We start from the raw sequence: 13,304 nt of genomic DNA, 5'->3' as shown, positions 1-13,304 counted from the left end.
AATTATTTCCCTTCCCTCTTTAACTCAAATAACAGACGATAGACATCCATTTCGTATTGAGCCCTTGACTTTCTAGCCACTGTATCTAAGATTAGTCCACAAACAAATGCTAACATAGCCATTAAAACAAGTCCGACAGCTAGCACTGCAGATGGTAATTTATCGATTAACCCTGTTCTATAAAATTCACTTAAAACTGGAATTCCCGCAATTAAGCCAAAAATTAAAAAGATTAACGCCCACCAAGAAAAGAAAATTAATGGTTTATAGTCTTTAAATAGATTGAATATTGTTTTCAAAACCTTAAATCCATCAGTGAAAGTATTTAGTTTGGATTCACTACCTTCTGGTCGATCACGATATTCAATAGGAACTTCTACTAAATTAAAACGTTTATCCAAAGAATGAATGCTTAACTCTGTTTCAATCTCAAAACCTGGGCTTAAAACAGGAAAGCTTTTAACAAATAACTTGTTGAATCCTCGATACCCTGTCATAATATCTTGATAGTTTGCTTTATACAATCCATTAATTAAACTTCTGACCAAGCTATTGCCTAACCCATGAAAAGCACGTTTATTTTCTTCTGCATAAGTCCCATTTGATAATCGGTCACCAATCGTCATATCTGCGCGCTTTTCTTGAAGTGGCGATAATAGTTTAAAAACTTCTTCAGCTGGATAAGTATCGTCCCCATCTGCCATGATGTAATAATCTGCATCAATGTCTCGGAACATGGATCGGACTACATTCCCTTTTCCTTGCTTAAATTCTTTTCGAACAATTGCTCCTGCGGCTTTAGCTATTTCAAAAGTATTATCGCTTGAATTATTATCATAAACATAAATGTCAGCCTCTGGTAAAACATTTTTAAAGTCTTTAATAACTTTCTCAATGGTTTTTTCTTCATTGTAACATGGTAATAATATTGCTATTTTCTCTTTCATTAACTATTCCACCTTATCATCAATTGTTTTATTATATTTTTTTCGGTATCAATCGCATCCCACGAAAGTAGATTCTGAAGTATTTTCTGGTTATATAATTTTTCGTTATTATTCTTTATTTCACAGGCAAGTTCCTCTTCTGTATATGAATGTCCTATTAAGCCCGTTAATTTTTCTAGATCAAAATACCAACCTATACTATTCTCATAATCTACAGCATCTTCTTGTAAAATAATGATTTTTTTATCTAAGTGAGCAAAATCAAACATAGCAGATGAATAATCTGTAATCAATATATCAGCTATTAAGTATAATTCCTGTATATCAGATATTTCATTAAAGAAACAATGAATACGTGGATCTAAATTATTGTAATAATTGATTAACTCTGATTCTAAAGGATGCAATTTTACAATTAGTTCATATTCATTTGGCAACTGATTTAAAACTTTTATAAAATCAAGTTGACTGATAGCATCTCTTTTTTGTTTTCTCCAAGTTGGACAATACAAAATATATTTTTTCCCTAACTCGAAATTATAATTAAAATACTTCCCTAACAGCTTATTTTTTAATGCCGTATTATCTTTATTTTTTATCAAAAAAGCATTTCTTGGTGCGCCACTTTTTAAAATTTTTAATTGCGTGTTTTTTTCTAATTGAAAAGCACTTTCAAATAATTTTAAATTCCGTGGAGAAGAAGTAATCAAGTAATTCCATTTTTTCATTCTTGGGATAAATGCGGATACTTCAGTTTCTCTTTGACGAAAATCAACTAAATCTGCAACCATTTTTTTTAGAGGAACACCATGCCAAGTTTCTAAAAAAATCTGGCCCTCTACTTTGCCTGCTTTATCCAACGAATTCCCGTTCAATATCACTAACTTTGATTTTCTAAACTTTGTGACATATTGTTTTCCGCCTAGACGCACCGGTATCATTCCGTAAGAATATATTTCCATGTCAACTAATTCATTCACTGAGCTAACGTAAAACGTGTATTCAGGAAAATTTTTCTTTAACGCTATGGCAAGATATTTCGGATCACCTGTGAAAGATTTGCCATGAAAAGATTCTACAAAAACAAAATCATCCCTCAGATTTCCCTTTAACAGTATATCACTTGTAGGAGTTGCCTCTGTTTTTCTCATCAATCTCTTTAACATTTCTTTAGTTTTCACAGAAGAAACAACAGGTCCGATAACCCTCATCTCTTTTAATCTAAGATAAATCTTAAGAGCAAATGTATCTTTACTTAGATTATTCTGATCATAAATCATTTGATATAGATTATCTGTTTTGCCTTCGAAACGTTGCTTATTTACTAGCGGCGCGGATAGAATTGTTTCTTCATATTTCTTGCCATAATCTTCCAAGGGGCTCAAGTCTTCAACCAAAGGGATGTCGTGTTTGAACAAATGTAGCTTTTCAGAGTAATTATCGTTTACATAATGAATAATCTCTTGTGCATCTTTTATAATGTTCTTCTCTAACCAACAAAAACTTTTGAAGTCACGATAAATATCCTTTAGTGAATTGTCGTCTCCTTTGTATAAAACGATTGGAAGGCCATCTATAAATGCTTCAATAATAGAATAACCAAGAGTTTCATAACGAGCTGTTGACAAATAGATTCCATATTCAGGCACTTTATGATTCAAGAAAACATTCTCACTTAATTGATACAATTCAATTAGGTTTTTATATAAAATTTCACCGGTTCCAGTTCCATTAATATATAATTTATAATGATTTTTGCCTGCTCTGTGAACTAGATAATCCATTAACTTAATACTATAAGCTATATCTTTCTGTGATTCATCAAATCTTGAATATACTAAAAAATTGACTTCCGAATTTATATTTTTCAAAGAGATATCTTTATTTTGTACCTTGTTTGCCAAATGACGAATACTTACTGGAAAAACAACAATATTATTATCTTTAAATTTATCCTTTAGTGTTTGTTTGATCTTTTCTGTTGCTACTCGATATGTATCAATAGCATCAGGTGCAAAATCGGTTTCTGGATCAATTAAACTCAGAGGTGTGTGGACTTCTCCAATCACTTTTACTTGGGGGAATTTTTCCTTAATTATTTTTGCAAAGACAAAAAGGCTTTCTCGAGTGATGATATACGTATCTGCTTCCTGACTCTCTGAGAAATCTTTTAACTGATAAAATTGAATTTTGTCTGGATTAATAAATAATTTTTTTATTTTTTTCACTTTCAGGCTAGAAAAAGGTAATAAATTGAAATAGATAATTTCTTTATTATCTGCTAAAAATTCATTGATTAGATTTGTATTACTTCGAGTTGTTCCTCCTGTACCAAATAAATCATAACCAACTATTCCTATTTTTCTTGTCATAACTTAATCGTCTCCTCTAACCTTCCACCACAAACTTTTCACCACAAAGATAGGCAACTGAATAATCCGACCAATCCGTTTCGGATTACTTAACGAACGATAAAGCCACTCTAAATGTAAGTTTATAATCATTTTTGGCGCTCGTTTTACTCGTCCGCTTAAAACATCGAAACTCCCTCCTACATCTTGTAGGACAGTAACATTTAAGCGAGATGTGTTACGAGCCAACCATTGCTCTTGACGTGGAAATCCCAATGCTACAAAGAGAAAGTCTGGCATTGCTCTATTAATCATTTCAACTACTTCCACTTCTGATAAAGAAGTGTAACCATCTATTCCACCAGTAATTGTCAAGTTAGGATATAATTCACGAGTATTTTCTATGGCATCAAATAAAACTTCGGGTTTCGCTCCATAAAAAAAAACTCTTTTTTGATGATTATTAGCATATTCTAAAAATTTCACCATTAAATCAAATCCAGCTACGCGTTCTTTAATTTTACCACCAGTTAGTTGGGAAACTAGCACTATTCCAATTCCATCGGGAATACGATGTGTACTTTGTTTGATAAATTCTACTATGTCAGGATATTTTTTTGCGTCAACAGCTATTTGTGGATTTATGCTAATCGCCGTCATTTTCTTTCCATTCTCAAAATATAAAGGCAATTCTGCCAAAATAGTTTGATAAGTAACCTGATCAACAGGTAATCCCATGATTACTTCAGTATTCATATTGTGCGTTCACCCACTCTACTAGTTGTTCTATGGCATTCCCTTTAACATATGTGTTCCATTCTTGGTTGAATTGGTTTAAATCACTTGTTCCCTTTTGTATGATTCTGACAAGTTCATCTTGTGTTTTAGCTATGCTCTTTTGTTTTTTGAAACAATCTTGGATACCAACAGTTTTATCATATAAATCATAATCATAACAAAAATAGCAAATCATACCACTCGGGTTGCTTAAACTATACTCAAAAGGTATTGAAGAATAATCAGTCACTAAACAGTCGATTATGGGAAATAAATCTTGGATTTTGTAGCCTTCAAAATTCGTTATGATTCCTTCAATTTTTTTTAAATGTTGTAACTGCTTTAAATCATGGGGATGAAGTTGCACAAGAATGTTCCACTCAGGTAACTCTGTTAGTAATCTGTTAAAATCAATAAAAAAATCTCCTCGTTCTTCCCTGTAGGTTGGTGCGTAGAGGAGCAATTTTTTTCCTCCAAAAATTTTTTTCATTTCTTTTATTTTTTCATCATCACGTTTAAAATACTGATCCGTTGGTGGATAGCCAAAGGGTAAAAAAGTCAATTCACGTTGATAGCTTCTCTCAAAAATTGACGCCATTTTAGGTGAACTTACCACATAGTGGGTATATCGACGATAAACATCCTTATAACGTTTTTGATCGGCCTGGGTTGCTTTTTTAGCATAGTGAGCTTCTAAACCGAATTTTTTAATTGCTCCATTGGCATGCCATAGTTGAACTATTTTTGTTTTGGGTAAAAAGTCAATCCCACCTAATATAGCAAAATAGTTATCGCACAATATAACTCTTGCGCTTTTCAATAAAGGAACAATATGTCTAAATAAAATCAGTTGTGAATCGATACAGTAAATTGGACATCCTTTTTCTTGATAAGTTCTTGCTAAATCAGTTGCGTTCTTTGTATAACAAATTGTCAGTCGTTTTTGATATTTCTGAAACAACTTCTCAATTATATAATTGCTTGTACTAGGAAAACTAAGTAAATAAACAATTTGCTGATGCTGTTTCTTATTTTTTTTAGCAAATCGCTTAATTGTGAATAAATAACTTTGCTTAATTTTCGCAAGAAGCCATGATTTCATCACAGTATCCCTTTCTTTTTTTACGCTACCTTTCATTTTACCCGATATTCATCTAAAAGAAAATAATTGTAATAAAACCGTTATATTGTTACCAATAATGAAACATAAATGAAACTTCAAAATAAAAAAATAACAGATGATTGAATAGTTACCAACCATCTGCATTTCCCTAAGGATAAATCCGATTCAACAACCGTGGAAACGGAATGGATTCTCTTACGTGCTCGATTCCTGATAACCAGGTAACGGTCCGTTCTAGTCCAAGTCCAAAGCCGGTGTGAGGAACTGAGCCGTACTTGCGTAGGTCTAAATACCATGAGTATTCGTTTTCGTCTAAGCCGTGGGCGCGGATTTGCTCTAGGAGGTATTCATGATCGATGGCACGTTCAGAACCACCTATGATCTCGCCATAGCCTTCTGGTGCGATCATATCGGCACAGATCACGACATCTTCTCTCGTTGGATGTGGCTTCATATAGAAAGGTTTGATGGCTTTTGGATAGTTTAAGATAAAGACGGGCTGATCGAATGAATTGGCAATAAAGGTCTCATGTGGTGAGCCAAAGTCATCGCCCCATTGAATATCATCAAAGCCGTTCTTTTGTAATAATTCCACTGCATCATCGTAAGAGATTCGTGGGAATGGTAATTTGGTGTATTTTTTCAAGACTTCACGGTCACGACCTAAGACGTCTAACGCATAGTCACAGTTATCGAGCACATTTTGCACTAAGAATGCCACGTACTGCTCTTGGACTTCTAAACTTTCTTCTTGGTGCATAAAGGCCATTTCTGGTTCAATCATCCAAAATTCAATCAAGTGACGACGTGTCTTTGATTTTTCGGCACGGAAGGTTGGTCCAAAAGAAAAGACTTTGCCAAACGCCATAGCGGCAGCTTCCATGTACAATTGACCGGACTGAGATAGATATGCTTTTTGATCGAAATAGTTGGTTTCAAATAAATCGGTCGTTCCTTCTGGTGCTGATCCGGTTAGGATCGGTGGATCGATTTTGATGAAGCCATTCTTGTTGAAGAATTCATACGTTGCCCGGATGATTTCGTTTCTGATTTGCATGATGGCGTGTTGTTTTGAGGAACGCAACCATAAATGACGATGGTCCATCAAGAAATCTGTTCCGTGTTCTTTTGGTGTGATTGGGTAATCATGGCTTTCCCCAACAACTTCTAAACCAGAAATGCCAATTTCATAGCCAAATTTTGAGCGGCTGTCTTCCCTGATTTCCCCAGTGACCAGTACGGCAGTTTCCTGATTTAAATTTTTCGCTAATTGGAAAACTTCCTCACCTACTTCACTTTTTACAACGATTCCTTGGAAATACGCTGTTCCGTCGCGAAGTTGTAAGAAGGCGATCTTGCCGCTAGAACGTTTGTTAGCAACCCATGCTCCGATTTGAACGGTTTCGCCAACGTGTTTTTTTGCATCTAAAATTTGAATAGATTCCACTTGATTCTCTCCTATCTAATTAATAAAGGCACCATAGAGCATTTTAAGCTTTTTGGCGCTTCTTTTCAACAAAATCATGGATTCGTTTGGTAGCTTCCGCTAACGTGTCCCAATCAGTTGCATAGCTGATCCGTAAATAATCCGGTGTGCCAAAACCAGCACCAGTCACTACTGCCACGTGGGCTTCCATTAGTAAAGCTTCTACGAAGGCATCAATGGTTTGATAGCCGCACATTGTCATGGCTTCTTTGACATTTGGGAACAAGTAAAAAGCGCCTTGGGGTTTCGTCACCTGAAAACCAGGAATAGCGGCAATTAGCGGATATAGTTTGTTCAAGCGTTCTTCGAAGGCCTGACGCATCACTTCGATCGATTCTTGATTACCAGTCAGTGCCTCAACTGCAGCGTATTGGCTAGCAGCCGGCGGGTTGCTGGTAGCTTGGGAAGCGATATCGACCATCGCTTTGATGATTTTTGCATCGCCGACAGCAAATCCGATCCGCCACCCAGTCATAGAATAGGTTTTAGAAACGCCGTTGATCACGATGGTTTGTTTGCGGATCTCTTCTGATAGACTAGCGATTGATGTAAAGGTATTGCCGTTATAAACCAAACGACCATAGATATCATCCGCTATGATCCAAATATTATTTTCCACTGCCCAGTTGCCGATTGCCGTTAATTCTTCTTTTGAGTATATCGCCCCTGTTGGGTTGGCAGGCGAGTTTAAAATGATGGCTTTCGTTTGCTCTGTACGAGCGGCTTCTAATTGAGCAACAGAAACTTTAAAATCTGCTGATTGCTTAGCTTCAACAAACACAGGTGTCCCTTCTGCTAAACGGACTTGTTCCGCATAACTGACCCAGTAAGGAACTGGAATAAGTACTTCATCCTCTTCATCAAGAAGCGCTTGAAACAACGTATACAAAGCAAATTTCGCGCCATCTGTCACGATCACTTGGTTTGAATCATAGTCAGCACCATAAAACTCTTTCATATAAGCAAGAATCGCCTGTTTTAGCTCTGGAATCCCAGCAGTTGCTGTATAAAAACTAGCTTTGCCGCTCTCAATCGCTGCAATCGCTGCTTGGCGAATGTTCTTCGGGGTAATAAAGTCGGGCTCACCGACGGTTAGACTTAATACGTCTACACCTTGGTCTGCTAATGCTTTTGCCTTAGCAGATGCCGCTAACGTAGCGGAGGGTTCTAATTTTTCTGCTCTTTTTGAAAGTACCATGTTTATCATCCTTCCTACGATCCAAATTTCTGTCTATCAAAAGCGCCTTTTTATAGTTCAGTGACCGCTTTGATTTCTTCTCCATCTTTGAAACCAATCAAATAATAGTTCAAGCGGCCTTGGTCGTCTTTAGTCATGACTTCCCAAGCGGGCTCGCCTTTAAAAATACCCAATGCTGCTTTTTGGATTTCCTGCCCTTGATGGTTGTCGCGAACGAAGGCCTTGGCCTGTGCTTCCGTCAATCCATCCCCTTGATTAAAAACGGAAACCTTTTCGCCGCTTTTAGGAATGATCACGACGATCTCATTGTTATTCGTATCTTTTCCAACAATGCTAAAAGATGTTTCCTCACGGGTGAACCAATAAAATTGTTCGACCTCTGCTAAATCGGTGTATCTTTCTGCTATTTCGATCGCTTCGTTTCTTGCTTGCCGCATTGGACGAGAAGAACGGAGATAGAAAATAGAAGCGAAGAGAATAACGACCAGTAAAACCGTGATCGCACTCAGCAAAATAATCACTCGCCGATGTTCTTTGTCTTTTGTTTTCACACTTCGTACTCCAATCTTAAATAAAACTCATTATATCAGATGTTCGACTCATTTTTCAAAATCAACCGCCGCTTTTTCCTCTTGCGCAAAAAAATGTTGAATATCTTCGGCAATTTCGGTTGGACTAGCTTCAATCAGAGGTAAGTTTTTAGGTAGACCTTTGACCATCCGTTTGCCATACTTCGTTGATAACAAGCGTCGATCAAGGACGACCATCACGCCTGTATCCTCTTCAGAACGGATCAAGCGCCCCAACGCTTGGCGTAGCCGTAGAATCGCTTTAGGTAAGGCATCTTCTTTGAAAGAATCGATGCCTTCTGCTTCCAAGAAGGCATGCCGTGCTTGGACCATAGGTTGCTTAGGATTCTCAAAAGGTAAGCGAGTCACCACAGCGATCTTCAAGGCCTGACCTGGTAGGTCGACCCCTTCCCAAAAACTGCTAGTCCCTAATAAGATGCCATTTTCCGCTAATAAAAATTTCTTTAAGATTTTCTCACGGGTTCCGCCAGTTCCTTGAGCAACGATTTCTCTGCCGTAATGCAGGGCTTTTTTATTCAATCGATCATAGACATTTTTCAAAGTTTCGTGCGCCGTAAACAACACAAGCGCTGGTTGCGGATTGTCAAACAAAATTGGGACTAACGCTTCGACTAAATAATCCGCGTATTCGGCAGCTGATGCTTGTTGGATCGAGAGTCCTTTTTTAACTACATAGAGTCGAGTTTGTTTGCTGTAGTCATAAAAAGCGGGAATCGTTTTGACTGGCACATCGGTCAAGCCAATCTGATGGGCAAAATATTCTTTATTTCCTGGAATCTTCAATGTCCCCCCAAGATAAATGATGTGCTGATAGCGTTGATACCACGTGCTTTCCACGATCGAATGCCCTTCTAGATCAGCTAATTCAATCACAGCATTTCCTGACTGGGGATGCTTTTTCAACCAATGAACGTAACGAGGATGCCACCAAGTCAACCATGCGGTCACCGTTTGTTCCTGGGTTTCCATTTGACCAAAGAAATCAAACAAACGAGCAATCACGATTCGTTGTCTTGCATACCACCGATCATTGGTCAACTCGAATCGCTGACGCAACTGTTGTTGGATCTCATTGATTTCTTGATAGTAAAGGCTCAATTTCTGATGCAGCTTGTCTTGTTCTAACGTGCCATCATAGAGGTCGTCATGGTGCACGACTTGTAGCTCTGGCGCATCGATCGACAAACTGCGAAAATACTGTTCTTGTGTTTCGACCAAGATCGACAACGCGTTTCGATACAACGAGAACATCCGTTGCAGAAAGTCATCCTCGGTAATGATTTGGGCAATTTCTTCAAATAGCCCTTCTTCATTTAGCTGTAAAAACTGCCGCTTGAAGTGAGCAGAGTCAAAGACATGTTGACTAAAGCCTTCTGCTTGCTGCGGCAACTGTTGGGCTTCATCAATCAATAAGTAATCACTCGTTGGCAACAGTGGCTGCGCTCGCCGGTTTTCCTGCATCAAAAAGGCATGGTTGACGATCAAAACATTGCTTTGCGCCATCCGCTTATATAAATGTCGAACAAAATCTTGTTCATAGAAGGGTTGATCTTTGGCTAAAAAAGCAACGCCGCGATGGCGGATGTCGGTAAATAAAGGATGATCAAGTCGAACCAAGTTCAATTCATCGAAATCCCCCGTTTCTGTTTTAGTCAGCCAAACTAAGATCCCCATTTGGTATTGCGCATATTGCTTTTGCTCTATCGGTTGATCAAGGGTCGCTTTAAAACGCTGCAAATCAATGTAATGACGATGACTTTTGACCAAAACTGCTTGCAAAGGTTGCTGCAGTACTTGGTTTACCAAAGGAATGTCTTTGTTGATGATTTGATTTTGCAATAGAATTGAAGAGGTACTAACGATCAACGGATTTTCTGGTGTCACTAAATAGGCGGCTGGAAACAAGTAACCAATGGTTTTCCCCATGCCTGTTTCTGCTTCAATGATCAGATTTTTCTCTGGCTGGGTGTAATGCGTATACACTGCATTCATCAAGCGTGCTTGTTGTTTCCGATAGACTAAGTGCTGGCCAAAGCGCTGTTCTTTTTCCGTTTTAACTTTCGGATACGTTTCTTGAAAATGCGTAGATTCAAAAAGCGGGACGGTCTTTTTCCGCAAGACGATACCGTCGATCACTTCTAAATCTTCTGCCAACTCTGGGCCTTTTTCTTTTAAAATTCCATGGATATAGTCACTCGTTTGCATGCCCATTTGACCGCTTAAAAGCGCAATTTGTTTAAGGGTCGTTCGGGGCAGTTCTCGCATGATCGCTTCGATATACAAAAATAAAGCTGCGGTCACTTCTGCATCACTATCAGCTTGATGCGGGTTATCATGACGAAAGCCGATGCTATCTGCCAGATCGCCTAAACGAAAGCTGCTTTCTGTTGGTAGAAACACTTGCGCCAATTCCACCGTATCGATTCCGGGAAGTGATAAAGGCGGTAGCCCGCAACGCACAAATTCATTGCTTAAAAAATGATAATCAAAATAAATATTATGCGCCACAAAAATCGTGTTGCTGAGTAAGTTATAGATCGTATCAGCTACGTCTTCGAAATATGGCGCTTTGCTTACTTGTTGGTTTGTGATGTGTGTCAATCGTTGAATTTGCTTAGAAATTCTGCGGTCAGGGTTGATATCTGCGGCAAAACGATTGATGATCTTGCCATCTTGGACTAAGACACAGCCAAATTGAATAATTCGATCAATCGTCGAATCGGTTCCTGTTGTTTCAAGATCCACCACAGCGTATATGGGTTTCATTGTATTCCTCCTTGCACACTGTCTGCATTATACTACAAAATCAATGGCGATTACATCTGTTTTCCCACTAGATAAGAGGGTTCTCGGGAGGTAAAATTAGAAAACCAACCATTGGCGTTTCCTAGCTGAAGAAGTTTGTTGCTGTTCGCTGATCGCTTTTTTCGACAAAAAAAGGGATCTTTTTTATAATTTACTGTAAGGAGGCGAAAAAAATGAATGATTTCAAAAACAAACGAGTGATTGTAACGGGGGCTGCTTCAGGGATTGGAAAAGCGGTGGCAGAACAATTTCTAGCACAGGGCGCACTTGTTGGGTTAATTGATCGCAACGAAGAAGAGCTGCAGGAGTTTCTTGCTGACTATCAAGCACAAGCCCATTATCGAGCTGTTGACGTCACTGAAGCGGATAAGCTGCAAGAAGCAATAAGTGGTCTTGTAGAAGAACTAGGCGGTCTCGATGTACTCCATGTCAATGCCGGCATCAACGGTACCTGGACACCGATCGAAGAGCTGACAGTGGCAGAATGGGATCAGACGATCAACACAAACTTACGTAGTACCTTTATTACCGTCAAAGCAGCCATTCCCTTTATGAAAACGAACGGTGGCAGCATTGTCATTACGAGTTCAGTCAATGGAAACCGCATCTTCAGCAATTTTGGTGCGACTGCTTACAGTACGTCTAAGGCAGGTCAAGTCGCCTTTACAAAAATGGCTGCGCTGGAACTTTCTGGTTATAATATTCGGGTCAATGCCATCTGCCCTGGGGCGATCGCGACGAATATCGATGCCAGCACAGAAATTGAAGAAGAGGTTGCTCGCGTTGAGATCCCCGTCAAATATCCAGAACGTTCTCGACCATTAAAGCAAGAAACAGGCGTGCCAGAACAAGTCGCCAACCTTGTGCTTTTTCTATCTTCAGAGGCTGCCGGCAATATTTCTGGAACGGAAGTCTATATTGATGGAGCAGAATCTTTGCTTTAATCCAACAAAAAAACGAAAAATCAAACCTGATCCCCTCACTTGTTTCATTGAAGCCCTTGAGATGGATCATTTCTTGATTTTTCGTTTTTTCGTTTGGGTTATTTTTCCACCAAAGCCGCGATTTCTTCTAGAAAAGCAGTCTTGCCATAAAAATCTGCATTTAGTAACTCTGGAAAAATGGCTTCAAAGAAATAAGTGACACACGGACGATGCTGAAACTCTTTGACGGTTAAAACGGCCTCTCGAAACATTTCTTTGTATACTTTATCTGGGTTGCTTTTTGAGATCTCTTCAAAAGATTCATACAAAAGATCGATCTTATCCGCAATTGCTAATAGCTGCCCTTCAAGGCTGTTGTCTTTGCCATCCGCTAAGCGTCTGCGATACGTTGCTTGAAAGCTTCCTGGAATTTCTTCTTCGATGAAGGCATCGGTCATTTTTTCTTCAACGGTTGATAACATTGCCCGCAATTCTTTGTTCGCATATTTGACCGGCGTTTTGATATCACCGATGAAACGTTCAGTGTAATCATGATTCAAGGCTTTTTCGTAGAGAATTTGCCAATTGACTTGATTCCCCGCCTTTTCTTCGATATCAGCTAAGGTCTGGGCAATCATCGTTACTCGAAATGAATGAGCAGCGACACTGTGCTCAGTAAACTTAAAAAAACCCGGCGCTCGTTGGATCTTCTCTAAATTAGCCAATCCGAGAATAAATTCATTCAATCCCATAAATGTGCCTCCTTTTTTTAAGAGTATAACAACTCCTTTGTCTGCAAGCAACTATCTCGCGCACAAAAAAAGAGCAGCTAAGCTGCTCTTAAAAGGCATTCACTAATTATGCTTTGTTAACGTTAGTCGCTTGAGGGCCACGTTGTCCGTCTTCGATATCGAAAGTCACTGCTTGACCTTCTTCTAAAGTTTTGAAGCCTTCGCCTTGGATAGCTGAGAAATGAACGAATACATCGTTACCGTTTTCTGCAGTGATGAATCCAAAACCTTTGTCTGAGTTAAACCATTTAACTGTACCTGTTTCCATAATAAAAATCCTCCTTGTGTTTATACACATATTTTGCAATTACTT

The 13,304-nt window shown here is 38.6% G+C and carries 11 protein-coding genes; 1 reads left to right on the top strand and 10 read right to left on the bottom strand.

What is annotated here, in order from left to right; translation table 11 throughout:
* Positions 1 to 2: 2 nt before the first annotated feature.
* The 8 genes from IGK85_RS05645 to IGK85_RS05610 form a co-directional block, all read right to left on the bottom strand.
* Entirely contained in the window at positions 3 to 947 is a 945-nt protein-coding gene (locus IGK85_RS05645) for a glycosyltransferase family 2 protein (protein WP_008381165.1), read from the bottom strand.
* Entirely contained in the window at positions 947 to 3,319 is a 2,373-nt protein-coding gene (locus IGK85_RS05640) for a CDP-glycerol glycerophosphotransferase family protein (protein ID WP_422705351.1), read from the bottom strand. Before IGK85_RS05640 ends, IGK85_RS05645 begins: the two co-directional genes overlap by 1 nt.
* 3 nt (positions 3,320 to 3,322) lie before the next feature.
* Positions 3,323 to 4,054 carry a WecB/TagA/CpsF family glycosyltransferase gene (locus IGK85_RS05635; RefSeq protein ID WP_008381161.1) on the bottom strand — a complete coding sequence of 244 codons (732 nt, stop codon included), beginning with the start codon at positions 4,052 to 4,054 and terminating at the stop codon, positions 3,323 to 3,325.
* Positions 4,044 to 5,177 (bottom strand): CDP-glycerol glycerophosphotransferase family protein, encoded by a 1,134-nt coding sequence (locus tag IGK85_RS05630; RefSeq protein WP_008381159.1) that lies wholly within the window; start codon positions 5,175 to 5,177, stop codon positions 4,044 to 4,046. Before IGK85_RS05630 ends, IGK85_RS05635 begins: the two co-directional genes overlap by 11 nt.
* 169 nt (positions 5,178 to 5,346) lie before the next feature.
* Positions 5,347 to 6,645 (bottom strand): asparagine--tRNA ligase, encoded by a 1,299-nt coding sequence (gene asnS, locus IGK85_RS05625; protein WP_005236932.1) that lies wholly within the window; start codon positions 6,643 to 6,645, stop codon positions 5,347 to 5,349.
* Between the two features lie 43 nt (positions 6,646 to 6,688).
* Positions 6,689 to 7,882 (bottom strand): pyridoxal phosphate-dependent aminotransferase, encoded by a 1,194-nt coding sequence (locus tag IGK85_RS05620; RefSeq protein WP_008381156.1) that lies wholly within the window; start codon positions 7,880 to 7,882, stop codon positions 6,689 to 6,691.
* Positions 7,883 to 7,932: 50 nt separating this feature from the next.
* Complete coding sequence (locus IGK85_RS05615) at positions 7,933 to 8,433, bottom strand: DUF5590 domain-containing protein (protein WP_005236934.1); 501 nt, start codon at positions 8,431 to 8,433, stop codon at positions 7,933 to 7,935.
* A 48-nt stretch (positions 8,434 to 8,481) separates the two neighbouring features.
* Entirely contained in the window at positions 8,482 to 11,238 is a 2,757-nt protein-coding gene (locus IGK85_RS05610) for a helicase C-terminal domain-containing protein (protein WP_008381153.1), read from the bottom strand.
* A 212-nt stretch (positions 11,239 to 11,450) separates the two neighbouring features.
* On the opposite strand from IGK85_RS05610, the gene IGK85_RS05605 reads away from it, so the two are divergent.
* On the top strand, positions 11,451 to 12,221 hold the full coding sequence (locus IGK85_RS05605) for an SDR family oxidoreductase (RefSeq protein ID WP_008381149.1): 771 nt from the start codon (positions 11,451 to 11,453) through the stop codon (positions 12,219 to 12,221).
* A gap of 98 nt (positions 12,222 to 12,319) precedes the next feature.
* On the opposite strand, the gene IGK85_RS05600 is transcribed toward IGK85_RS05605, so the two are convergent.
* Both IGK85_RS05600 and IGK85_RS05595 read right to left on the bottom strand, forming a co-directional pair.
* Positions 12,320 to 12,952: a YfbR-like 5'-deoxynucleotidase gene (locus tag IGK85_RS05600; RefSeq protein WP_008381147.1), complete on the bottom strand. Its 633-nt coding sequence runs from the start codon at positions 12,950 to 12,952 to the stop codon at positions 12,320 to 12,322.
* Between the two features lie 106 nt (positions 12,953 to 13,058).
* The gene (locus IGK85_RS05595; RefSeq protein ID WP_003126918.1) at positions 13,059 to 13,259 is read right to left on the bottom strand and encodes a cold-shock protein; all 201 of its coding nucleotides are present in this window, start codon (positions 13,257 to 13,259) and stop codon (positions 13,059 to 13,061) included.
* Between the last annotated feature and the right edge of the window lie 45 nt (positions 13,260 to 13,304).

Origin of the sequence: Enterococcus sp. AZ015, from assembly GCF_050499225.1 — a bacterium.
GTDB lineage: Bacteria > Bacillota > Bacilli > Lactobacillales > Enterococcaceae > Enterococcus_D > Enterococcus_D entomosocium.
The sequence above is the reverse complement of the archived record's forward strand: the minus strand, read 5'-3'. Positions and strand labels throughout refer to the sequence as shown.